General features: G+C 69.9%; 22 protein-coding genes. 7 read left to right on the top strand and 15 right to left on the bottom strand.

What is annotated here, in order from left to right:
• Positions 1 to 279: 279 nt before the first annotated feature.
• The gene (locus tag ABD296_RS06300) at positions 280 to 1,239 is read right to left on the bottom strand and encodes an NADP-dependent oxidoreductase (protein ID WP_344262445.1); all 960 of its coding nucleotides are present in this window, start codon (positions 1,237 to 1,239) and stop codon (positions 280 to 282) included.
• A 113-nt stretch (positions 1,240 to 1,352) separates the two neighbouring features.
• Here ABD296_RS06300 and ABD296_RS06295 point away from each other — a divergent pair, with 113 nt between their 5' ends.
• Entirely contained in the window at positions 1,353 to 2,315 is a 963-nt protein-coding gene (locus ABD296_RS06295; RefSeq protein ID WP_344262443.1) for a GlxA family transcriptional regulator, read from the top strand.
• Positions 2,316 to 3,557: 1,242 nt separating this feature from the next.
• Here ABD296_RS06295 and ABD296_RS06290 read toward each other — a convergent pair.
• Positions 3,558 to 4,157 carry a TetR/AcrR family transcriptional regulator gene (locus ABD296_RS06290; RefSeq protein WP_344262441.1) on the bottom strand — a complete coding sequence of 200 codons (600 nt, stop codon included), beginning with the start codon at positions 4,155 to 4,157 and terminating at the stop codon, positions 3,558 to 3,560.
• A gap of 124 nt (positions 4,158 to 4,281) precedes the next feature.
• Between ABD296_RS06290 and ABD296_RS06285 the strand changes: the two genes are divergently transcribed.
• Entirely contained in the window at positions 4,282 to 5,445 is a 1,164-nt protein-coding gene (locus ABD296_RS06285; protein WP_344262439.1) for an epoxide hydrolase family protein, read from the top strand.
• Between the two features lie 1,065 nt (positions 5,446 to 6,510).
• On the opposite strand, the gene ABD296_RS06280 is transcribed toward ABD296_RS06285, so the two are convergent.
• Genes ABD296_RS06280 through ABD296_RS06270 form a run of 3 tightly spaced genes read right to left on the bottom strand, consistent with a single transcriptional unit; the run spans position 6,511 to position 7,617 of the window.
• Positions 6,511 to 7,119 (bottom strand): dihydrofolate reductase family protein, encoded by a 609-nt coding sequence (locus tag ABD296_RS06280; protein ID WP_344262437.1) that lies wholly within the window; start codon positions 7,117 to 7,119, stop codon positions 6,511 to 6,513.
• Positions 7,120 to 7,150: 31 nt separating this feature from the next.
• Positions 7,151 to 7,321, bottom strand: coding sequence for a hypothetical protein (locus ABD296_RS06275; RefSeq protein ID WP_344262435.1), 171 nt, complete (start codon positions 7,319 to 7,321; stop codon positions 7,151 to 7,153).
• Positions 7,318 to 7,617, bottom strand: a complete 300-nt coding sequence (locus ABD296_RS06270; protein WP_344262433.1) for a hypothetical protein — start codon at positions 7,615 to 7,617, stop codon at positions 7,318 to 7,320. Before ABD296_RS06270 ends, ABD296_RS06275 begins: the two co-directional genes overlap by 4 nt.
• A 185-nt stretch (positions 7,618 to 7,802) precedes the next feature.
• On the opposite strand from ABD296_RS06270, the gene ABD296_RS06265 reads away from it, so the two are divergent.
• The 3 genes from ABD296_RS06265 (at position 7,803) to ABD296_RS06255 (ending at position 10,337) form a co-directional block, all read left to right on the top strand.
• Positions 7,803 to 8,846: an RNA polymerase subunit sigma-70 gene (locus tag ABD296_RS06265; RefSeq protein WP_344262431.1), complete on the top strand. Its 1,044-nt coding sequence runs from the start codon at positions 7,803 to 7,805 to the stop codon at positions 8,844 to 8,846.
• Between the two features lie 5 nt (positions 8,847 to 8,851).
• The gene (locus tag ABD296_RS06260) at positions 8,852 to 9,457 is read left to right on the top strand and encodes a hypothetical protein (protein ID WP_344262429.1); all 606 of its coding nucleotides are present in this window, start codon (positions 8,852 to 8,854) and stop codon (positions 9,455 to 9,457) included.
• A 391-nt stretch (positions 9,458 to 9,848) separates the two neighbouring features.
• On the top strand, positions 9,849 to 10,337 hold the full coding sequence (locus ABD296_RS06255; RefSeq protein ID WP_344262427.1) for a pyridoxamine 5'-phosphate oxidase family protein: 489 nt from the start codon (positions 9,849 to 9,851) through the stop codon (positions 10,335 to 10,337).
• Between the two features lie 271 nt (positions 10,338 to 10,608).
• Here ABD296_RS06255 and ABD296_RS06250 read toward each other — a convergent pair whose 3' ends face one another.
• Positions 10,609 to 10,893 carry a Tn3 family transposase gene (locus ABD296_RS06250; RefSeq protein ID WP_344262641.1) on the bottom strand — a complete coding sequence of 95 codons (285 nt, stop codon included), beginning with the start codon at positions 10,891 to 10,893 and terminating at the stop codon, positions 10,609 to 10,611.
• 94 nt (positions 10,894 to 10,987) lie between these two features.
• Positions 10,988 to 11,209 carry a Tn3 family transposase gene (locus ABD296_RS06245; protein WP_344262425.1) on the bottom strand — a complete coding sequence of 74 codons (222 nt, stop codon included), beginning with the start codon at positions 11,207 to 11,209 and terminating at the stop codon, positions 10,988 to 10,990.
• Between the two features lie 265 nt (positions 11,210 to 11,474).
• On the opposite strand from ABD296_RS06245, the gene ABD296_RS06240 reads away from it, so the two are divergent.
• Positions 11,475 to 11,900, top strand: a complete 426-nt coding sequence (locus tag ABD296_RS06240) for an ML domain-containing protein (RefSeq protein WP_344262423.1) — start codon at positions 11,475 to 11,477, stop codon at positions 11,898 to 11,900.
• A 525-nt stretch (positions 11,901 to 12,425) separates the two neighbouring features.
• On the top strand, positions 12,426 to 12,830 hold the full coding sequence (locus tag ABD296_RS06235; RefSeq protein WP_344262421.1) for a spore-associated protein A: 405 nt from the start codon (positions 12,426 to 12,428) through the stop codon (positions 12,828 to 12,830).
• Between the two features lie 481 nt (positions 12,831 to 13,311).
• On the opposite strand, the gene ABD296_RS06230 is transcribed toward ABD296_RS06235, so the two are convergent.
• From ABD296_RS06230 to ABD296_RS06195, 8 genes are all read right to left on the bottom strand, one after another.
• Positions 13,312 to 14,349: a cobalamin-independent methionine synthase II family protein gene (locus ABD296_RS06230; protein WP_344262419.1), complete on the bottom strand. Its 1,038-nt coding sequence runs from the start codon at positions 14,347 to 14,349 to the stop codon at positions 13,312 to 13,314.
• A gap of 387 nt (positions 14,350 to 14,736) precedes the next feature.
• Positions 14,737 to 16,473: an acetyl/propionyl/methylcrotonyl-CoA carboxylase subunit alpha gene (locus ABD296_RS06225; protein ID WP_344262417.1), complete on the bottom strand. Its 1,737-nt coding sequence runs from the start codon at positions 16,471 to 16,473 to the stop codon at positions 14,737 to 14,739.
• 13 nt (positions 16,474 to 16,486) lie between these two features.
• The gene (locus ABD296_RS06220; protein WP_344262415.1) at positions 16,487 to 17,383 is read right to left on the bottom strand and encodes an MBL fold metallo-hydrolase; all 897 of its coding nucleotides are present in this window, start codon (positions 17,381 to 17,383) and stop codon (positions 16,487 to 16,489) included.
• Positions 17,380 to 18,507 (bottom strand): epoxide hydrolase family protein, encoded by a 1,128-nt coding sequence (locus ABD296_RS06215; RefSeq protein ID WP_344262413.1) that lies wholly within the window; start codon positions 18,505 to 18,507, stop codon positions 17,380 to 17,382. The genes ABD296_RS06220 and ABD296_RS06215 overlap by 4 nt, the downstream gene beginning before the upstream one ends.
• Before the next feature lie 27 nt (positions 18,508 to 18,534).
• The gene (locus tag ABD296_RS06210; RefSeq protein ID WP_344262411.1) at positions 18,535 to 19,746 is read right to left on the bottom strand and encodes a ketosynthase chain-length factor; all 1,212 of its coding nucleotides are present in this window, start codon (positions 19,744 to 19,746) and stop codon (positions 18,535 to 18,537) included.
• Entirely contained in the window at positions 19,743 to 21,026 is a 1,284-nt protein-coding gene (locus tag ABD296_RS06205) for a beta-ketoacyl-[acyl-carrier-protein] synthase family protein (RefSeq protein ID WP_344262409.1), read from the bottom strand. Before ABD296_RS06205 ends, ABD296_RS06210 begins: the two co-directional genes overlap by 4 nt.
• On the bottom strand, positions 21,026 to 21,877 hold the full coding sequence (locus ABD296_RS06200) for an LLM class flavin-dependent oxidoreductase (RefSeq protein ID WP_344262407.1): 852 nt from the start codon (positions 21,875 to 21,877) through the stop codon (positions 21,026 to 21,028). The genes ABD296_RS06205 and ABD296_RS06200 overlap by 1 nt, the downstream gene beginning before the upstream one ends.
• A gap of 18 nt (positions 21,878 to 21,895) precedes the next feature.
• On the bottom strand, positions 21,896 to 23,038 hold the full coding sequence (locus tag ABD296_RS06195; protein ID WP_344262405.1) for an acyl-CoA dehydrogenase family protein: 1,143 nt from the start codon (positions 23,036 to 23,038) through the stop codon (positions 21,896 to 21,898).
• Positions 23,039 to 23,046: the final 8 nt, after the last annotated feature.

Raw genomic sequence — 23,046 nt, 5'->3', positions numbered from 1 at the left:
GCCCTCTTCGCTTGGCCGGACCGGTGAGATGACCGAGACCTTTTCGAGGGTGCCATCGGGTACGCGCTGCTGGCCGGCGACACCGTCCACCGGCCCCAGTTGCATCGATGCACCGCCGCCTGGCCCTGCGACTACGCAACCTTGCCGGCCCGATTCGAAGCCATGATCCACGTCGCCATGAGCCGCCGCCTCACCGGCGAGGCCACTGTCACCTGGGGGCACTTGAGACCACAGATTAAGCCCGCGGTGGGAAATGTGCCGGTGGGCCGCCGCCGGCGCTCATTCGAGAACGCTGAGGACGATCTTGCCCTTGGTGCGTCCGGTTTCGCCCAGGCGGTGCGCCTGGGCGGCCTCCGAGAGGGGCAGCACGGTCTCGATCGCGGGGCGGAGCCGCCCTCTGGCCGCCAGGTCGGCGATGGCCCTCAGCGCGGCGTGGTCGGGTTCGACGAGCATGAAGCCGGCGCGGATTCCACGGTCAGCGGCCTGCGGTCTGAGGGCGTCATCGGCCGGTGAGGCAAGGGAGACCAATGTTCCCCCGGCGCGCAGCACTTTCAGGGACCGGGGCCCGTAGTCGCCGCCGACGGCGTCGAGCACGACGTCGACTTCCCCGACTGCGGCGGCGAAGTCCATGGCGGTGTAGTCGATGAGCTGGTCGGCGCCCAGGTCGCGGAGGAAGGCGTGCTTCTCGCCGCGTGCGGTCCCGATCACGTGGGCACGGTGGCTCTTGGCGATCTGCAGGGCGATGTGACCGAAGCCACCGGCGGCGGCGTGGATCAGGACCCGCTGCCCGGGCTCGAGGTGCGCGGTGTCGATGAGCGCCTGCCAGGCCGTCAGTGAGACCAGTGGCAGGGCCGCCGCCTCGATGTGATCGATGTTGGCCGGTTTGCGGACGAAGTGCCGCGCAGGAGCACTCACGTACTCGGCGTAGGCCCCGGCCTGATGCGGGAAACGCGGCATGCCGAAGACTTCGTCGCCCTCTAGGAACAGCGTTGTCCCCACGCCGACGGACTCGACCGTCCCCGAGACGTCCCAGCCGACGGCAGGCGGATCCGCCCACAGACCGAGGCCGCCGGTCGCCCGCTGTTTCCAGTCGGTCGCGTTGACCCCCGCCGCGTGGACCCGTACCAGAATCTCGCACGGGCCGGGAACAGGCCGCGGGAGGTCGGTCTCCCGCAACAGCTCCGGCCCACCCCATGCCCCCACGGTGATCGCCCGCATCCGCTGTGCGGTCTCACTCATGCCGTCCACGCTCCTCCCTTATGCCAGGCCGCTTGCGCGGCCGTTGCCCAGCTTGCAACCGAGGGCGAGCGGTCACCATTGGCCTGAAGGCCACTCTGTGCCAGGATCTGGCCATGCATAGGGTCGTCGTCCTCGCGCTCGACGGTGTCATTCCGTTCGAGCTGGGCATTCCGTCCAGAATCTTCGACGAAGCCATCGGAGCCGATGGCGAGCGGCTCTACGCGGTGACCACCTGCACCATCGATGGGCTGCCGGTGACCAGCAGCGCTGGATTCACCGTCGGCGTCCAGCACGACGCCTGGGCCCTCGCCGAAGCCGAAACCGTGGTGATCCCACCGTCCGCCGCCCTCGGGCCGGTGCGCGAGCATGGCCGCCTACCCGAGCCCGTGGCCGAGGCGTTGTCCCGTATCCGCCCGGGTACCCGCGTCGTGTCGATCTGCACGGCGTCGTACGTGCTGGCCGCCGCGGGCCTGCTGGACGACCGCCCGGCGACCACGCACTGGCGGGAGGCGGAGCACTTCCAGCGCACGTTCCCTCGCGTGAGGACCGATCCCGGTGTCCTCTTCGTCGACGACGGCGACGTGCTCACTTCTGCGGGCGCTGCCGCCGGAGTCGACCTCTGCCTGCATTTGGTCCGGCGGGATCACGGCAGCGAGGTCGCCAATCGCGTGTCCCGCGGGTGCGTCGTGCCTCCGTGGCGCGACGGCGGCCAAGCGCAGTACATCAATCGCCCCACCCCCGAGCCGTCGCAGGCGACCACCGCCGACACCCGGGCCTGGATGCTGGAGCACATCGACCGGCCGGTGACACTGGCCGAACTCGCCGATCATGCGCGGACGAGCGTGCGCACCTTCACCCGCCGGTTCCGCGAGGAGGTCGGCATGACGCCGGGCCAATGGCTGATCAGGCAGCGGGTGGAAAGAGCGCGGCACCTGCTCGAGAGCAGCGATCTCCCGATCGATCAGATCGCCGACAGCAGCGGATTCGGCGCCCCGTCCTCCTTGCGCGAGCACTTCCGAGCGATCGTCGGCGTCTCACCCGCCGTGTACCGCCGCACCTTCCGAACCAGGACCTGACGGTGAGGCATCAGGTGGGCGATCTTGTTCGGTTCGGTGATCGCTGAAGGCAGCGGCTTCAAGGGGTGCGCGTTGGCGATGCCCTGGTGCGGGTGGTGTGCGTTGTAGAAGGTCTCGAACTCGCGGAGGGCGTCGAACAGGTGCCGCTGGTTCTTTCCAGATCAGCGTCCGGTCGAGCAGCTCACGGCGGCAGGTCTGCACCCGCACCCCGGTCAGCACCACCCGGATGCCGGCATCGGCCAAGACCGCGTCGAACGCCTCAGGGAACGTGCCGTCCCTGTCACGGATCACAAACCGCGCCCGGCAGCCCACGTCCTCCAGATCCATGACCGGGTTCCGCGCCGCCTGGGTCACCCACGCTGCGGCGGGATGGGCGGTAGCTCCCAGAATCCGGATGCGGCGGGTGTGGGACCCGATGACCACCAGCACCTACATGCGGGCGCCGACGAGGGTCACGGTCTCCAGGAAGTCACACACGCCAGCAGCGCCTCTGCCTGCGACCGCAGGAACCCACCCGGGTGGTGGCGGAACGCTCGGACGTCGGGTCGATGCCGGCGTCGTTAAGGATCTTCCAGACGGTAGAGGCGGCTACTTTGACGCCGAGCACCGGCAACTCACCGTGCACCCGCCGATAGCCCAGCCCGGGTTCTCCCACACCAAGCGAAGTACCAGCAGCCGGACGGTCGGCAGGCGGCCCGGCCTCATGGGTCTGGAGCGGGCGGCGTGCCGGCCCGCAATGAGGTCACGGTGCCAGCGCAGCGCCGTGTCCGGCCGCACCGGGAGCCGCATCCGCCGCGGTACACCGCGAGGCAACCGGTGCAGCAGCGCCGCGAGCAGTGCCCGCCCGGACCGGTGACCTGCACCCTCGTCCCGTCCAGTTGACGTACCAGCAGCGACGCCGCCGAGACCGACCAGGCACTCGATCCGACGAGCGTCGAGGCCGCGATCGATGCGTATGGAGTGGTTCATCTCTCTAGCGGCGGCCGCGCGTCTGATCTGCTCCGCCGTCGCATGCTGATCGAGATGTACAACGCGCAGCTCATCGGAGCCTGGCGCCGTCTCAAGGCATGTCACAACGTGCGGTTGCCACGAAGCGTTCTTCGACCGTCCAAGAACAACAGCCGAACCTGGTTCGACACCGATCGTCGCGATCACACTGTTCTCACTGGATTCTTGGCGGGGTGCGGTGACGATGTCGTGTCCGGAGCAGGACGATCCGCGGCTCCGCTCGAGTGCTGCGGGTCAGGGCTGGTCGCCTGCGAGAGCGATTGCGCGCGTCTCGGGAACTCCCAGCATCAGCAGGCTCGTGATCGTCGCTGCTCGGGCGCCGAGGGTCCCGTTCGACAGGTCGCTGTCCGCGATGGCGAACACGGCGCCGTAGGCGACCTGGCTCAGAATGCCCGCCGGCAGGTGCTGTGCGAACACGTCGCTGTCCTGACCCCGTTTCACGAGGTCGGCGAGGAGCTCATCGACTGGCCCGAGCAGGCCGTGGATCGCCTCGCCGTACTCGCCACGGCGCAGCGCCAACAGCACTCGGTACCGGTGCGCCACCGGCCAGAGGCGTGCGATGAATTCGGCCCACGTCGCGTCCGCTTCTGCGCCGGAGGCGTTGACTTCGGTGAGCACGGCTGTCATCTCGGTGACGGCCCGTTCGGTGAGTGTCCGAACCAGGTCAAGGCGCGAGGGGAAATGGCCATAGACGGTGCGACGGACGACGCCGGCAGCGGAGGCGATGTCGCCCATTCCGGCGTCGGGGTTCTGTCCCAGCACGTCGAGGGCGACGTCGAGGATGCGATCGCGTGTCTCGTTCATCGAGCGCACGCGGGAAGACTCGATGGGCACGACATCATTTTTGCACACCAGTGTGCAACGAATCACACTGCACACTGGTGTGCAGTGAACTAGACTGCACACCAGTGTGCAACAGAGAGTTGCGCTGTACTTCGAAGCTCAGGAGAACAAGGCGATGACCGCATCGACGCCACCGACCTCGGCTCTCGTCCGCCCGTTCACCGTCTCGATCTCGGATTCGGAGATCGACGACGTGAAGCAGCGACTGGCCAGAACTCGATGGCCGGATCCGGAAACGGTGGGCGACTGGTCGCAAGGGGTTCGCGTAGAGAACGCCAGGTCTCTGATCGACTACTGGGAGCGCGGCTACGACTGGCGGCGCTTCGAGTCCGAACTCAACCGCTTCCCCCAATTCCTGACCGAGATTGACGGGCTGGACATCCACTTCATCCACGTCAGGTCCAAGAATCCCAACGCGATGCCGCTGATACTCACGCACGGATGGCCGGGCTCGATCGTCGAGTTCCTGAAGCTGATCGGCCCGCTGACCGATCCGGTTTCGTTCGGAGGAGACGCCGCCGATTCATTCGACGTCGTCGTCCCGTCGCTCCCCGGGTTCGGGTTCTCCCAGAAGCCCACGGAGACCGGGTGGACCGTATCGCGCATCGCAAGCGCGTGGGTGGAGCTGATGAAGCGCCTCGGCTACACGAGATGGGCCGCGCAAGGCGGCGATTGGGGTGCCGTCGTCACCACCGTCCTCGGGGCCATGCAACCTGAGGGGCTTCTCGGAATTCATCTGAACACCCAGTACGCCTTTCCCGCACAGATACCCGACACCTTGTCGCCCGAACAGCGCTACGCCATGGAGACCCTCGCCCTCTACACCGGCGATCTCGGTGGATCGAATCACCTTCAGGGCACGAAGCCGGAGACCGTCGGATTCGCCCTGGCGGACTCTCCCGCTGGTCAGGCAGCCTGGATCTACGAGAAGTTCCAGTCCAAGACCGACAACCACGGGCTCGCCGAGGACGCCCTCAGCACCGACGACATGCTCGACGCGATATCCCTCTACTGGTTCACCAACAGCGCAGCGTCGTCCGGCCGCATCTACTGGGAGAACAAATCGGCCACTCTCGCCGGCCCGAAGCTGACGCTTCCGGTCGCGGTGACCGTCTTCCCGAGGGACATCCCACGCCTGCCACGAAGCTGGATCGAAGACACCTACAGCAATCTGATCCACTACGGCGAGGCCGACAAGGGCGGGCATTTCGCGGCCTTGGAACAGCCCGATATCCTGGTCAGCGAAATCCGCACCGGCCTGCGCACCCTTCGTTCCTGACGCCAACGCGCCAGCTCAGGAGCGCACGCGTATCACTCGGGCCTCTGACCCTTTTTCATCTGTCTGGGGTGATGGTGATCACGGAGTGATGTGCCCTTTGTTCCATGGAGTCGAGTCGCTGGACTTCACGCCGGTGTGTGTCGTACCACCATGCCGCCCCCGCAATTCCGGCTCCGCACCGCCGAGCCGGCCCGGAACAGACAAGTCGGTCTCCGCGCCGGCCGAGAGGCAGGAAAGCACGAGGAGGGTCCTGGTCGAGGGCGCCGCCGGGACGACGAGGTCGGGCACGAACGACAGCACCGACAGCGCGGCGGCATCTCTGCGGCAGGGGAAGAAGCCACAAGATCGCCAGCAGCCCGTGTCGGCTCGTTGTCGGCTCGGCGGTTCCGAAACGTATCGGCACGCGGCGGCAGGGGACGGCACGAGGATCGGGCTTCATATGGACAGGTCGACACAGAGTGCCCCTGATAGTGCGGCCCTGACACGAGGGCTCCGGACTTTTAACCCGCAGGGTGTCGAGCTGCTGGGATCCGCCCGTCGGCATCCGCGTTCATCCAGGTGAGAGGCGGCCTTGTCCGGCAGTCCACTCCATCGACGCGAACCGAGGGCGACTGACGCTGCAGCGGCCTCCGGCGCCGAATATGATCTTGTTCGTCGTTGGGCACCTACAACCTTGCGGGGAGCCGCTGGGGGAGCCGCTGGGGGAGCCACCGTAGGTGGACTCCCCCAGCGGCTCCCCGGGGGTGCTTTCGCAGGTGAGACGCTCCCCGATCAACTCCCATCGACCATGATCGACTGATCTTCTGTGCCTGGGCATAGGGGCGCTGACGGTCACGGCGGTGTCCGGCCCGGGCGCCGCGATGACCAGGGCGGAGACGCCTAGGAAGGCGAGGGAGGGGATCATCGCATCGTCCTAGGCTGCGTAGGTGCCCATACTGGAGACGACCAAGCCGTCGCGGAAGGTCAGTACCTCGGCGGCCCGGCGGCCGGTCAGATGTCGGTGACCTCGAACCGCAGGTCAGGGGGACGCTGCTTCAACACCGACGAACGCGACTTCGTCACCGTCTACAGCCGTTGACCTTGCACGAATTCGTAGGTGTAGAACGCCAGGCCGTCGCCCATCTTTTGTGTGTTGACCAGGTGCAGCGGCTTCTTGTCGCTGGCCTCGTTGAAGATACGCGGGCCAGCTCCAAGCACGACCGGGAAAACTACCAGCCGCAGTTCATCGGCCAGGTTCTGTTCTATCAGTATGCGCACGAGCTGATAGCTGCCGTAGACCAGGATTTCCCCGTCCACTTTCCGCTTCAGCTCCGAAATCTCCTTTACCGCATCACCGTTGAGGACCGTGACGTTGCTCCACTGAGGATCTTTGAGAGTCGACGACACGACGTACTTGGGGATGCTGTTCATTCTGTCCGCCCACTTGCGGCTTACGCGGACTTCCGCGCCATCGCGCGATAGCATCCGGGACGCGAACCACTCACTGCTCCGCCTGCCCAGCAGTAGCACCTCGGCACCCAGCGCTTCCTCCGTCTCGCGGGCCTGCCAGTCTTCGAGGTCCTTGCTCCCCACGAACTGGTGGAACCAGCCGCCCCGCTCGAAGCCTTCCTCGCCGTCCGGGTCCTGGACCACTCCATCGAGTGTGACATTCGAACTAATGACGATCTTTCCCATTTTCTTGCTCCTTTGACAATGTTATCGGCTGTCACTGGTCTAGATGCGTACGGATGGTCGGCAGCGCGACGTTCACAACCGCGCCATCCATGACGTCCAGGAAGGTCACCGCGCACAGCAGCGCCAGCGTGACCTTGCCGCGCCCGGTCGCCAGGAACGACCCCTGCGGCGGCGCCGTCGATGCGGTCATGGCGTCGCTCACGACCCGGCGGCCTCCATCACGGGGCCGACCTCGACCCCACCGCCGACCCGCATCACCGGGCAGTCCTTGGCCAGCGCCAGCGCGGAGTCCATGTCCTCGGCGGACACCACCGAGTAGGCGACCATCCGGGAGCCGCTGCCGCCGACCTCGCCAAGCGAGGCGTAACCGGTCACCGCGTCGCCGACGTCCACCAGGGCCGAGCCCAGGCCGCCGAACCAGGCTTGCCACTCGGCCGCCGTCCCGGCGTGGGGCGCGTAGTCGGAGGGCACACGGAAGGAGAAGACGTACCTGGCCATGATCTGTGGTCCCGTTCTGTAGCCGGGGCGCGCCCCGAACTGGGACCGCCTCCAACCGGGTAGACGCCAGCACGTCCGCGAATTGGGCGTGCAGATACCGCCCAATTCGCGGTGCCGGCGGCGTCAGTACTTTCAGACGAGCCGAACGCGCCCTGCGGAAAGAAGAAGAGCGAGGATGCATGCCGATGGAGATGGACACTACGGATCTGATCGCCCGGGCTCGGGCCGGCGACCACGACGCGTTCCGCGACCTGGTCCAGAGCCACTTCCACGAGTTGCAGGTGCACTGCTACCGCATCCTGGGATCCCTGCAGGACGCCGAGGACGCGCTCCAGGAGACCCTCGTGTCCGCCTGGCGTAACCTCGGCGAGTTCGGCCAGCGGTCCTCGCTCCGGACCTGGCTCTACCAGATCGCGACCAATCGGTGCCTGAGCATGCTGCGCGCCGGCAGCCGCCGCCCCCGCGCCGCTCCCCCGCTGCCCGAGGCCGCCCTGCCCGAACCCACCGGCGCCGGCGACACCCCGCCCTGGCTGGAACCCTACCCCGACGTCCTGCTCGACCACCTCGTCGACCAGCGCCCCGGACCGCAGGCCCGCTACGAGACCACCGAGGCCATCTCCCTGGCCTTCATCACCGCCCTGCAACTGCTGCCCCCACGGCAACGCGCCGCGCTCGTCCTCCGCGACGTCCTGGGCTACCGCGCCGCCGAAGTCGCCCAGATGCTCGGCACCACCCAGGAATCGGTTCAAAGCGCCCTCAAGCGCGCCCGCGCCACCGTCGACAACCACCTCGTCGACTCCGGCGGCAGCGGCAGCGGCGGCACCGGCAGCCGCAGGCCTGTACGCCAACCCGACACCGCCGCCGAACACCGGCTCGTCGCCCGGCTCACCGACGCCCTGGAACGCGCCGACCTGGACGCCCTGATCGGACTGCTCGTCACCGATGTGAGACTCTCCATGCCCCCGGCCATGCTGGAATACCGCGGTATCGAATCAGCCCAGCGCATCTTCGCCGCCGTCAGCTTCCGCCCCGGCCGCACCTACCGCGTGGTACCCACCCGCGCCAACGGCCAGCCCGCCGTCGGCTTGTACTTGGCAGCCCCCCACGCCAGTGTCTACCGCGCCTACGCCCTCCTGGTCATCAGCACCGCCGGCGACCACATCACCGCCATCACCTGCTTCAACACCAACGTCATGACGCGCTTCGGACTACCCCGAACCTTCCCCTAAACAGATTGACAAGATTCTGGAGCCACCCTTTTGCCCCGCTCCTGTCTGCGGAACTGGATAACCTGGCCGACGCTGATGACGTTAAGGGCGGCGAGTCCGATCGACTGACGAGTCTGGAGAAGAAGGAACTGGCCGAACTTCGGCGTCGTAACCGGCAGTTGAAGACCGAGACCGGGATCCTCAAGCGGGCCGCCGCCTGCTTCGTCAGAGAGAACGACCTCCCCCGAGTAATCTACTCGCTGGTCCGTGAACTCGCCGCCGACTCGATCCTGGTCGCGGCGGACTGCCGAGTATTGAACGTCTCCACCGCGGGATACTACGCCTGGTTCGGGCGGCCCGAATTGCCGCGTGCGCTGCGCAACAAGGAGCTGACGAAAACGGTCCGCCAAATACGCGGCGAATCGCGCGGTAGTTATGGGCTCGCCGCGGGTGAACGCCGAGTTGCCCTGGGGCTGGGCGATCGGGTGAACCGCAAGCTGATGGAACAGCTGATGCGCCAGGCCGGTCTGCAGGGCGTCTACCGGCGGCGGGGCCGCCGCAAGCTGGTGAACGCCCTCCCTTCGGCGGCAGCGACCGCCGGGCGCTATTCGTCGTCCGGCCTCGGCGCATAGGTTCTCCCCCTGGCACGCGGGAAGGCAAGCGACGCCGAGGCGGCCCGTCAGGTTCTCAGCGCCTCCGACGCGGCTGGAGGCGGCCGGACTTCGAACGTCCGCTTGACCACTGCGAACAGGTCCGCCGGGAAGTAGGACAAGACCCCGGGCCTGAACCGGGTGACCCACTGCGGCGGCGGCCGAAATGCTGGAGGGGGACGGCGACAGGCCGTCGTCTCTGCCGGTCAGGAGCCGGACGTGCATGGTTCTGACGTCGGGCAAAACGAGCCGTTCGCAGCCCCCGCTGACGACTGGTCCGGCGATGTGTCGAAGCGCGCGCAGCGCCGTTCGTCTAGAAGGTGCAGCCCCCCACCAGGGGGCGGAGAATGCGCCCACGTGAAGGAGGATCGTCGTGTACGCCGACGAAGAACTCGCCTCAATCCCGGTCCCGCGTAGCCTGGCCAAGCGGCGGGCCTATGCTCGAGACCGGCTCGAAACCGGCTTCCAGATGTGGCTGGCCACCGGCAGCGACGGCCATGGTGCGCATCTGATCCCCGTGGCCTATGCCTGGGACGGCTCGGCCCTGTATACCGCGACCTTTGTTAAGAGCCGCACTGTCGCCAACATCAAAGCCCACCCACAAGCGCGGGTCGCTCTCGGCGACACCGCCAACGTCATCATGATCGACACCAGTGCGTCGCTTGTGGACGTCCCCGACATCGACGCTGACATCGCCGAGCGCTACGCCAAAGTCTCCACAGACCCCCGCACCTCTCCAGAGGGCACGTTCGTCTACCTACGCCTGCAACCCAGGCGCATCCAGGTCTGGAACGGCCTTCACGAATTCGTTGGGCGCACGGTCATGCGGGACGGCCGATGGCTAGATGGCCCAGTCGGCTGAGGTTATCTGAGGCTGCCCGGCCTCCGTGGCCCCTCGGCGGGTGAGTCAAGATCGACCGTCACGTATAGCTCTTTCACAGGGGATGTGCATGCTCTGGCGCGCGCCTGCGCGCGTTGTACGAAGGGATGCACAATGCGCATGCACAACGACCTCCGTCAACTCCTCGCCCAAGCCACCGCATGAACTGATGGGCAGTGCGCTCGATCGATGTCACACACCCTCCACGCACCATAAACGGAGCGTTGCCCCTTTCGGTTATCTTGGCTCCCCGCTACGACTCCTGAGCCGGGTCGTGGAAGGGGCGAAGACCGACGTCGAGTTCGGCGCGGGTGAAGGCGTAGCGGCCCAGGAAGTTGCTGTGGTCACAGCAGATCGGTGAGAGCCGGGCGCACATCTCATCGGTGGCGGGGAATCTGTCGGCGCGGAGCTGTTTGACCGCGGCGTCCAGATACAGGCTGTTCCACCACACCACGGCGTTGAGCGTCAGGCCGAGGGAGCCGATCTGGTGCTCCATGCCCTCGCGGTAGCGCTGGCTGCGGTAGCCGTCGTCGGAGATGAACTGCAGCAGGTGCAGGGTTTTAAGATGCGGCCGTAGTGGGCGAACGCGTCGCCCAGCCCGGTGGGGCGGCCCTCGCGTGACAGCATCCGGATCAGGTCGTCGCCAGGACGGCGCCGGTGGTCAGCGACCCGGCGACGCGCAGCATGTCGTCCCAGTGCGCGCGGATGCGGTCCAGCCGGACGTTGTGCCAGGACATGTGACCCAGGGGTCCGTAGGTGCCGCGGGTGTTGGTGCACCACAGCCGGGTCTCACCCAGGTCGGCGGAGCGCGGGGAGAACTGGTAGCCGCAGATCGCGAACAACACCCCGAACACGATGTCGGGGTAGCAGGGCGCGGAACTCTCGGGAATGTGTAGCCCCACCGACCACGCCAGACCCGCCGTCACCGGACCGTCGTCAACCCAGCCGGGCTACCGCCAAGATCCGGGCCGATCCTCCTGCGCAGGCGGGGGCAGCGTGCTGACCACGGCGCGGCCAGGCAAGGCGCTCTGGAACGCCTCCTGGGCGTGAGGTCACGGCCACTGTTCCGTCTCTTCCAGCCCTCTACCTGAAAGCGGACGGTGTTTCTACGGTCACTGTATGACTTCATTGACGTGGGAGAACCGGGGCACGCCCGACGACGTGCTCGCCATCGACGACGTGGTGTTCGCGCCGTCCGAGCCCAACCCCGGCAGCGCGCTGACCATCACCATCACCGGGACCACCGGCCAGGCGATCGCCGAAGGCGCCACCGTGCTCCTCGAGGCCAAGCTCGGGCTCATCAAGCTGCTCAGCAAGACCTTCGACCTGCTCCAGGAGATCCGGAACGGCTCGCAGGTGTCGCTGACCACCGGCCTGGACGACACCGGCGCCATCCCGGCCGGCTGGGTCGAACTGGTGGTCTCCTTCGACCCGCTGCCCCGCGAGATCCCCCGGGCGAAGTTCACCGTGATGGCCGACGCCCGCACCGCCGACGAGGACGACCTGTTCGCGCTCTACTTCACCTGCGACTTGACGAAGAAGTAGTGACCACACTGAAGCGTCAGCAGAGCGGACCAGCACCGCGGCGCTAGCGGACTCGCCCCGGACCCTAGCCCGGTGAACTGTCCCCCTGACGGCACTCCTCGGCCAGGTCATCGTGCCTTTGCTGGTCGCCGCGCTGAACGTGGGCGTTTGCCGTGCACGTGGCCCGAGCCGGCCGACGCTGATCTCACCGCGTTTGGCCCCGGCCGGCACCTACCGCCTCCGCCTCCATGCGCGAGGCCGTAACGCGGTCGGCTGGGACTCGGGCATCGACTGGCCCGGCGTCCTCGCGCCCCCTCCGAAAATCGACGGCACGGATCCAGACGTGGATCGTTTTTCGACACTCGTGGAGCCACCTGATCGACCGTGTGCATCTGGGAGCCGCCGCGGCCCTGAACTGGGGTCTATGACGGGTCGGCGCGTCCTCAAATGATCATCTAGTGATCACCCGGAGTTCGCCCCGGCGTCGGCGTCCACAAAAGACGATCTTCACTGCTCCGGTATTGGCCGGAGCGGAAGGAGATCAGCGTGAAGCGCAAGGCAACACTCGCCCTCGCCGCCTCCGTCGCCGCGGCCGGCGCCACCGGCGTCGCCCTGGCCGCCCCCGCATCGGCCGCGACCTCACCGGCCGCCGTCTGCGGCTCGGGCTACTCGGTCATCGACCACAAGGCGCTGACCGGCTCGACCGCCTACCTGCTCTGGAACAGCTCATCCGGCCGCAACTGCGTGGTGACGGTGAAGACCACCTCGGTGGGCACCAAGACACGCACGGGCGCCTACCTGTACGTCCAGGGAAGCAACCCCATCAGCGACGTCGACGACTACGCCTACTACGCCGGTCCCGTCTCCGCGCCCGCCGCCGGCAAGTGCGTCCAGTGGGGCGGCGGCACCAACAACCAGTGGTGGTACAGCGGCTGGACGCACTGCAGCTGACCTCCCGGCACCATGAGGGCCCGGCCCGAGCGATCGGTCCGGGCCTTCGTGTCTTCCCGGCGGCTGCGCCTCACCGGGTGGCCGCGGGCTCCAAGCCATCCTTGACCCGTTGTCGGGGTGTCGCTGCTCGGCCACCGGGACGATCGGAGCGCAGGCAAGACGTCACGACGGTCGAACCGGCACCGTCGGCACGATCCTTCGCGGCGGTCGCGGCGGCGCCTGGGAGATGAGGACTAGACGCCTCTGCTGGCTGCCTACTTGGGGTTCTGCCGGAATACGCCGGGATGGGAGCATCGCACCCGGGCAGGTTGTGGGCTTTCGGCTGTGGATGGCTGCTCCGTGCATGGGGCCGGAACCACCATCCTCGCGTCTTGACCTGCTGAGCTGCGAGGACAACGCCGGGGAGACCGGATAGAGCCGCGCTTCCCGCTCGCCCGGCTTGGATGCTCCACGGCGGGCCTGCCGGCCACGGCGGGGCGGCTTACAGTCCCAGTTGCTCGGCGGCCAGTGCCGTGCCTTGGACGCGGGCGGCGATCTTGGCGAAGGCGGTCTCCCGCGATGTGGAGGTGTCGTCGGCGAAGGGCGCGAAGCCGCAGTCGTCGCAGGTGCCGAGACGGTCTGCGGGAATGTACCGCGCGGCGGTCAGGACCCGGTCGCGGACCTGCTCGGGTGTCTCGATGGCGGGGTCGATGGGGTCGATGACGCCGATGAAGGCACGGGCATCGGCAGGGAGGTGCTCGGCGACGATGCGCAGGGCCCGGGCAGGGTCGCTCTCACTTGCCATCTGGAGGTAGAAGACGCCGGCGTTGAGCTGGAACAGCCGGGGCAGCAGCGCGGCGTAGTCGACGTCGAGGCTGTGCGTGGAGTCCTGGTCCGCGCCCGGGCAGGTGTGCACGCCGATCCGGGCGCGCTCCTGGCTGGAGAAGCGGTCCAGTACCTGGTTGTTGAGCGCGATGAGATCCCCCAGCAGGCCGCCCGAGGGGTCCAGCTTGAGCGCCAGCCGCGCTTCGGTGAAGTCCAGTTGCACGACGTGCGCGCCGGCGTCCAGGCAGGAGCGGATGTCGGTTTCGGCCTCGTTGACCAGGTCGTCGAGGAACGCCTGGCGCGGGTATCCGTCGATGCCGCCGGACGGATACAGCAGGCTCAGCATCGACGGGGCGATCACTGCCTGCTTGACGGGCACGCTCGCGTGGCGCTGAGCTGCCCGCAGGTACTCCCCGGCGCGGTGGGTGTAGCGGAACGGCCCTTCGGTCAGCCGCGGCAGCTGCCGCTGGTGCCCGTCGGCGAACGGGATCACCGCACCGTCGGGTTCCAAGGCCGGCAGTCCCGCGACTGCGTAGGTGACGAAGCTCGGCTTGGACTGCTCGCCGTCGGACACCACCGGCGACCCCAGTTCCTCCAGGCGCTGGACGGTGTCGCGGACGGCACGGTCGGTAGCGGCAGACATCTCCGACGGGGAGACGGCCGACAGCTCGGCGGGGCGGGGGATGCTGCCGATGGGTTCAGTGGGGATGGGCATGCCGCCAAGTTATGAGCACTTACAGCGCACATACAATGACTTTCGGTAATCAAAGCTCTCACCGGCGCCCGTCCGCGCGAGCTACAAGCCTGTTCCCTGGCGGAGCGGCCAGTTGTAAGCGGTGGTGTAGACCCACCGAGCCGGGCGAGGATCTGCTTGGCCTTGCTCTCCATCGCGTCCACCTCCTTCGCCGGTGCAGTGCTGTTGATCTCTTCCCAGGTGAGCAGGCCTCGCCCTTGAAGTCGAACTGCGGCTCCATTCGGTGTCCTCGCAGCTCAGCACGTCAAGACGCGAGGATGGTGGTTCCGGCCCCATGCTCGGAGCGGCTATCCACAGCCGAAAGGTCGCAATCTAACGTGCGGTAACTGGATGATCCGGCGGGTTCCGTCATCGGATCAGGCAGATCTGGGTGCCGGTGGTCACCGGCCGGCCGGGCCGGGCGTCGAGGGCGGAGATGGTGCCGGGTTTGTGGGCGACGAGAGGTTGTTCCATCTTCATCGCCTCCACCACGACGATGACGTCGCCGGCCGCGACCGTGTCGCCCTCTTCGGCGAGGACTTTCACAATGGTGGATTGCAGGGGGCAGACGAGGGCGGCGCCGTCGTTCTCCGCGGCTTTGGCTTTGGCCTTGGCCCTGCGCGGCCTGGAATGTTGAGGAGGCGCCTGGGCGGATTCGGTGGACGAATGCAGGACGACCTCGACGCGCTTGCCGTCCACCTCGACGGTGACGGTCCTGCGGTCGGCCGGGACGGTGTCGGCCGCGGCGTCCGGGTGGGGCGGGACCGAGGGCGCGAGGTCGGACTCGATCCAGGCGGTGTGGACGTCGAAGGGCTCGTGGGTGAAGGCCCGCTCCCTGACGACCGCGCGGTGGAAGGGCAGGACGGTCGGGACCCCTTCGACCTCGAACTCCTCCAGGGCGCGGCGGGCCCGCTGCAGGGCGATCCCGCGGGTCGCACCGGTGATCACGAGCTTGGCGAGCAGGGAGTCGAACTGGCCCGGGACCTCCTGGCCCTCGGTGTAGCCGCCGTCCAGGCGCACGCCCGGGCCGGAGGGGGGACGCCAGGTCGTGAGCGTCCCGGTGGAGGGCAGGAAGGTGCGGCCCGGGTCCTCGGCGTTGATCCGGAACTCGATCGCGTGGCCGCGCGGGTCGGGGTCGCCATAGCCGAGGGGTTCTCCGTCGGCGATGCGGAACATCTCCCTGACCAGGTCGATGCCGGTCACCTCCTCGGTGACCGGGTGCTCGACCTGCAGCCGGGTGTTGACCTCCAGGAACGACACCGTGCCGTCGGCGGCGATCAGGAACTCGCAGGTGCCCGCGCCCACGTACCCGGCGGCCCGGAGGATCTTCTTGGACGATTCGTACAGGGTCCGCCGCTGGTCTTCGGTGAGGAACGGCGCGGGGGCCTCCTCGACGAGTTTCTGGTGGCGGCGCTGCAGGGTGCAGTCGCGGGTGGACACCACGACGACGTCGCCATGCCGGTCCGCCAGGCATTGCGTCTCGACGTGCCTGGGGCGGTCGAGGTAGCGCTCGACGAAGCATTCGCCGCGCCCGAACGCCGCCTCGGCCTCCCGGACGGCGGACTCGAACCGCTCGGGGATCTCCTCCAGCGACCGGGCCACCTTGAGGCCCCGGCCGCCGCCGCCGAACGCGGCCTTGATCGCCACGGGGAGGCCGTGCTCGCGTCCGAACGCCACGGCCTCATCGGCCCCGGACACGGGCCCGGCGGTGCCGGGGGCCAGCGGGGCGCCCTGGTCGCGGGCGACGTGGCGGGCCCGCACCTTGTCGCCGAGCAGTTCGATGGCGGACGGGGGCGGGCCGATCCACACCAGGCCCTCGTCGACGACCGCCTGGGCGAACTCGGCGCTCTCGGACAGGAACCCGTATCCGGGGTGCACCGCGTCGGCGCCGGCGTCCGCCGCGGCCTTGAGCAGCTTGCCGATGTCCAGGTAGGTGTCCGCCGGGGTGGTGCCGCCGAGCGCGTACGCCTCGTCGGCCATCCGCGCGTGCGGCGCGGCCACGTCCGGATCGGCGTACACCGCCACGCTGGCCAGCCCGGCGTCGCGGCAGGCCCGCACGACGCGGACCGCGATCTCGCCCCGGTTCGCGATAAGGATCTTGCGCACGGTCTCCTCCGGATCAGGCGCGGCAGGGCAGCGGGCCGCCGTGGTAGGTGATCATTTCGCCGAACATCGCGGCGACGTCCATGCGTTCGCCGGGCGGGGCGCCGCGCTGCTCGGCGCAGGCGCGCCGCAGGTTCGGGACGAGGCGTTCGGGGTCGAGGAGCCGCCCGTCCGGCTCGGCGCGGTGGGCGATCTCCAGGGGGTCCAGCCCTTCGGCGAGCCCCTGCCTGGCCTCGTCGCGCACCCAGTGCAGGTAGCGCTCCGCCTCGTCCAGCAGCTCGGGTCCGCCGACCGGCCCGTGGCCGGGGACGATGACGGCCGGGTCCAGGTCGCGCAGCCGCTCGATGGCGCGGAGCGATCCCTCGACCGAGCCCATCATGCAGAACGGCGTGACCCCGGACATGACGAGGTCTCCGGCGAACAGGATCCGCTGGTCCGGCAGCCACACGACGGTGTCGTCGCGGGTGTGCGCGGGGCCGAGCCGGAACAGGTCGGCGTTCAGGTCCCCGGCGTGCAGCGTCATCCGCCGCTCGTAGGTGAGCGCCGGCGGCGCGAGCCGGATGTCGCCCCACTCGACGTCCGGCCAGAGGCCGGTCAGGTGCAGGTCCGCGAGGATCGCCTCCTCGCGCGTCCCCTCGTGCGCCACCACCACGGCCTCGGGCGTGAAGACGCAGTTGCCGAACGTGTGGTCGCCGTGGAAGTGCGTGTTCACAACGAGGCGCGGCGGCGCGGGCGCCACCTCGCGCACCGCGTCCCGCAGCGCCAGCGCGCGCTTCATGGTCGCGGCGGTGTCCACCACGATCGTGGTGCCGCCGGACGCGATGACGCCGGCGTTGTTCAGGCACCATCCGCCGTCCGGTTGCACGTAGGCGTGCACGCCGTCGGCCAGCCGTTGCAGGTGCGGCTCGGTCATCGTGGTCTCCTGAAGATCTGCTCGAGGAAGAACGCGCGGAGGTCGGCGGCCAGCAGGTCCGGGGCCTCCAGCGCGGGGAAGTGGCCGCCCCGCTCGAACTCCGTCCACCGGACGATCGTGTTCGCGCGCTCGGCGAACGGCCGGATGGCGTGGTCGGTGGGGAAGACGGCCACCGCCGTGGGCACCGGGGAGCGGCCGTTCCGCTCCCGCTGCGCCGGGTCGTGGAAGCGCTCGTAGTAGCTGTGCGCCGCCGAGCCCGCCGTGCCGGTGAACCAGTAGACGCTGACGTCGGTCAGGACGGTGTCCCTGCCGACGGCGTCGTCGGGCAGGTCGGCGGTCCCGGTCAGGTCGCGGTACCGCTCGGCGAACCAGGCGAGCAGCCCGGCGGGCGAGTCGTGGTGGGCGTGGGCGAGCGTCTGCGGGCTGGTGCCCTGGACGCGGAGGTAGGCGCCCTCGTTCTGCTGCCACCGTTGCAGCGCCTCGAGCCTCTTGCGGTCGGCGTCGTCCAGCGCGTCGATGTCCTCGTCGTCGCCGGGCACCGTGACCAGGGCGTTGACGTGGACGCCGCGGACGCGGTCCGGGGCGTCCCGGCCCATCAGCGGGGCCACGAAGGCCCCGACGTCGCCCCCGTGCACCCCGTACTCGGCGTATCCGAGGCGGCGCATCAGTTCGTTCAGCGCCCGGGCGGTCCGGTCGTCGGTCCAGCCCGGCCCCGGTGGCGGCCCGGAGAACCCGAAGCCGGGCAGGGAGGGCACCACCAGGTGGAAGGCGTCCCTGAGGGAGCCGATCACGGCGTGGAAGTCGACGACCGAACCCGGCCAGCCGTGCAGCAGGCCGAGCGGGACGGCGTCCGGGTCCGCGGAGCGTTCGTGCAGGAAGTGCACGCGGGTCCCGTCGATCTCGGTGACGAACTGCGGGTGGGCGTTCAGTTCCGCCTCGTGCCGCCGCCAGTCGTACCCGCCGGCCCAGTAGTCGGCGAGCCGCCGCAGGTACGCGGTGGGGACGCCGCGCGACCAGCCGGTGCCGGGCGGGTCGGGCGCCCACCGGGTGGCGCGCAGCCGGCGCCGCAGGTCGTCGACCTCGGATTCGGGGATCGCGACCCGGTACGGCCTGATCTCGGACATGCGGACTCCTCGGCTGGAAGGCGGCGGCTACGGCGCGGTGAGCACGGCCGCCGAGGCGAACCCGCCGCGTCCGCGGGCCAGGACGAGCGCCGTGCGGATCTCGGCGGGCCGCGGCTCGTCCACGACCAGGTCGAGGCGGTCGTCGGCGCGGCCGGGGCGGGTGCCGACGGTGGGCGGGATGACCCCGTCGCGCAGGGCCAGCAGCGCGGTCGCCAGGTCCAGCGCCGCGCCGCCGGACAGCAGCCGTCCCGTCATCGACTTGGGTGCGGTGACCGGAACGGCGCGCGTCCCGAACAGCCGGGTCAGCGCGGTCGCCTCGCCGTCGTCCAGGTCGCGGCGGCCCGCCGCGTCGGCGAACACCACGTCGACCGCCGCGGGGGGCAGCCCGGCGTCGTCGAGCGCGGTCCGCGCCGCGCGGTGCAGGCCGTCGGCGCAGCCGGGTTCCGGGTCGAACGCCGCGCCGTGCCCGGCGACCGCGCCGTAGATCTGCGGGACGCCGCGGCCCTCGGCGTCGGCGCGGTCCTCGACGATGAGAATGGCCCCGCCCTCGCCCGGGACGCAGCCGTCGGCGTCGGCGTCGAACGGCAGGTAGGCCGACGCGGGATCGGTGCGCGGGCTCAGCTCCCGGCTCGCGCTCTGGATCGCGACCCCGTACGGGCAGAGCGTGCCGTCCACGCCTCCGGCCACCATCATCGTCGTGCCGGCGCGGATCTTCCGGCGGGCGAACGCCAGGGTGTCCAGCCCGCCGGACTGCTCGGAGGCCAGGACGCCGCCGGGGCCCCGCATGCCGTTGTGGATGGAGATCTGGCCGGTGTGCACCGCGTAGTACCAGGCGAAGGACATGTACGCGCTCACGTCGCGCCAGCCGCTCCCCCACAGCTTCTGCAGTTCCCGCTGCCCGAACTCCAGGCCGCCCGACGTGCTCGCCGTGACGACGCCCATCTGGTATTCGGGCAGGTCGCCGGCCTTGATCGCGGCGTCCCGCAGCGCCTGCTCGGCGGCGACGAGGGCGAGCCTGGTCACCCGGTCGCTCTGCGGCAGGAGCCGCTCCGGCAGCTCCCGTTCGGCCGGGCACTCGGGGATCTCCCCCGCGACCGCCACCGGGTAGCCGGACGCGTCGAACCTGGTGATCGGGCCGATGCCGCTCCGGCCGTCCCGGACGGCCTCCCAGTACTCGTGGGCGCCGATCCCGTTCGGGGCGGTCACGCCGAGGCCGGTCACCACCGCCTGGCCGCTCATGCGGTCCTCCCTTCCGAGGCGAGCTCCGGTTCGCGGAACACCATCGCGCTCTGGAACCCGCCGAATCCGCTGCCGACGGTCAGCGCCCCGCGCACGCGGTGCTCGCGTGCTTCGAGCGGGACGTAGTCCAGGTCGCACTCGGGGTCGGACTCGCGCAGGTTGGCGGTGGGCGGCACCACGCCGTGCGCCATCGCCAGCGCGCACGCGGCGATCTCGATGGAACCGATCGCGCCGAGCGAGTGGCCGACCGCCGCCTTGATCCCGCTGACCGGCACGCCGCGGGCGCGATCGCCGAGGGCGCGCTTGAAGGCCGCGGTCTCGTGCCGGTCGTTCTGCTTGGTGCCCGAGCCGTGCGCGTTCACGTAGTCCACGTCCTCCGGGTTCATCCGGGCCTCACCGAGCGCGGTGGTGATCGCCTCGGCCATCTCCCGGCCGTCCGGTTTGAGCCCGGTCATGTGGAAGGCGTTGCACCGGGACGCGGCGCCCGCGAGCTCGGCGTAGATCCGCGCGCCGCGGCGCCGGGCGTGCTCGTACTCCTCCAGCACGAGCACGGCGGAGCCCTCGCCGAGGATCAGGCCGCGGCGGGTGCGGTCGAACGGCCGGCAGGCGTGTTCGGGATCGTCGTTGTAGACCGACTGCGCCTTGATCACGTCGAAGCAGGTCACGGTGATCGGCGAGATCGGGGCGTCGCTGCCGCCGGTGACCACCACGTCGGCCGCCCCGTCCCGGATCACGTCGGCGGCGTGCGCCACCGAGTCGATGCCGGAGGTGCAGCCCGTCGAGACGACCGTGGCCGGTCCGCGCGCCCCCGTGGTGAGCGCGACTTCGGCGGCCACCGAGCTGGGCAGGAAGTAGTCGTACATGTGCGGGCTGACGTAGGCCGGATCGACCTTCCAGTGCGCGCCGCCGTCGCTGAGCACGACGTATTCGGCCTCCATGCTCTTCGTCCCGGCGACCGCGCTGCCCATGGCGACGCCGGTGCGCTCTGCGAGCCGCCCGTCCACGCGGAGGCCGCTGTCGTCCACGGCCTCCCGCGCGGCCACCTTGGCGAGCTGGACGAACCGGTCGTTGCGCCGGATCTCCTGCGGGGCGAGCCCCGCGGCGGCGGGATCGAAGTCGCACTCGGCGGCGACCTGGCAGCGGTGCTCGGACGGGTCGAACTGGGTGATCCGGCGCGTCGCCGTCCGCCCGGAGGTGACCAGCTCCCAGAAGGGGCCGGTGCCGATCCCGCCGGGGGCGACCACGCCGATGCCGGTGATGACGGTCCTTCTGCGGGACATCAGGCGGCCTCCTCGAGCGTCTCGGCCAGCAGGTCCAGCTGCTCGGGCCCGGACGAGCAGGGCACCAGCACGAGCTCGTCGCATCCGGCCTCGGCGAAGGCGCGGGCGGTCTCGCGCAGCCGGTCCGGAGTGGTCGGCGCGCCCTTGATCATCATTTCGGCGAGCCTCCCGGCGAAGGAGTAGTAGTCGCCGAGGTGCCCGCGGACGGCGGCGTCCGCGTCCGGGCCGAGGGCGTAGTACGCCTGCGCGACCACGCGGGGGCTTCCGGGACGTCCGGCCTCCTGCCAGCGCCGGCGGACGTCGGCCGCCCGTTCGGCGAACGTCTGCGGCGGGCCCGCGGCGGCGAAGTAGCCGTCACCGTGCGCGACGACCCGGCGCAGCGCGGCCGGGGCCCGGCCGCCGACGAGGATCTCGGGATCGCCGCCGGGAGGCTCGGGGCCGATGTCGCCGCCCGCCCAGATCTTGCGCATCTCGGCGAGCATCGTGTCGAGGCGGCGGCCCCGGTCACCGAACTCGGCGCCGGACGCGGCGTAGTCGTCCGGTCGCGCGCCCACCGCGACGCCGAGCGTGAGCCGGCCGTCCGACAGGTGGTGGACGGACGCGGCCTGCTTGGCGACCAGCGCGGTGTTGCTCCGGTACGGGGCGATGAGGATCCCCGTCGTCAACCTGATCCGTTCGGTCACGGCCGCGGCGGCGGCCAGGGTGACCAGCGGCTCGTCGTTGCCGTACACTAGCCGGTCGAGCACCGCGAGGTCGGCGAACCCGGCCGCTTCGGCCCGGTGCGCCCAGTCCAGCAGGTCACGGCCCTGGACTCCCTGGACCATGGTGGGCAGTGCCACTCCGTACTCCATCGTCGTCTCCTTTCCCGGTCAGGTCCGCGCGGCCAGCGCCTCGACGAAGCCGGGCGCGGCACGTTCGGGTCGCAGCGCGGCGTGCGAGCAGCCGACGGTGACGTCCCGCCAGCACCGCTGCAGCGGATCGCCCCGGTCCTGGGCGGCGGTGCCCGCCGACTTCATGAGCGTGTTGACCGCCTCCACCAGCAGGGACGCCGCATAGGAGGCGCGGTTGGCGTTCTCGAACGCGCGCGGACGGCCCTCTCCGGCGTCCAGTGCCGACACCACCTGGTCGATCAGCAGTTCGGCCGCTTCGATCCGCGCGGCGGAGGTCGCGATGGCCATCCCCGCCGCGTCCCCGGCGGGCGGCGCGCTGCCGGTGCGCGGCGCGCCGGAGGGCGGTGCCGCGGCACGCTTGGCCGCGGCCGTGCGGGTCGCGGAGGCGAGGGCGCCGCGCGCCGCGCCGATCAGCGCGGAGATGCAGGTCAGGCCGCCGACGGCGGGAAGCGGGACGTTGTGCTGCGGCACTTGCGAGGTGTGGTTCAGCCCGCCCATCACCTCCTTGAACAGTACCGTCCGGTGCGCGGGCACGAACGCCTCCTCCACCGCGAGGGTGTGGCTGCCGGTGGCGCGCATGCCGACGGCGTCCCAGGTCGGTTCGAAGGTGAAGTCGGCTCGCGGCACCGCGAAGAAGCGCGGTTCGACGCCGCCGGACGCGGGCCCGGCGATGAGCGCCCAGTCGGCGAATTCGACGCCGCTGACGTAGCGCCAGCGCCCGCGCAGCAGGAAGCCGCCCTCGGTCTCCTCGGCGGACCCGGCGGGCACCAGGCCGGGGACGAGCAGCGCGCCCGGCGTGCCGTCCCACAGGTCGCGCTGGCCGTCGATCGGCAGATGGGCGGCGAACCGGCCGGTGTAGGCGAACATCGCGGCGCACCAGGCGGTGGACGCGCACGCCTCGCCGAGTTCGGCGATCGCATCGGTCAGCTCGCGGAAGGTGGACTCGGCACCGCCCCAGCGGGCGGGCACGAAGTGCCGGGGCAGGGCGGTCGCGGCCACGGCGGCGACCGCCTCGTCGTCCAGCCGTCCGGTGCGGTCGGCCTTGTCGGCGTGGCCGGCCGCGGCCCGCACCGCCGCGTCGAGGGCGGTGCGCTCGTCGGTCGTGGTCAGGGTCACGGTCATCACTCCAG

Source organism: Actinomadura napierensis, from assembly GCF_039529375.1.
Lineage (GTDB): Bacteria > Actinomycetota > Actinomycetes > Streptosporangiales > Streptosporangiaceae > Spirillospora > Spirillospora napierensis.
Note: the sequence above shows the minus strand (reverse complement) of the source record. Positions and strands in the feature narration are given on the sequence as shown.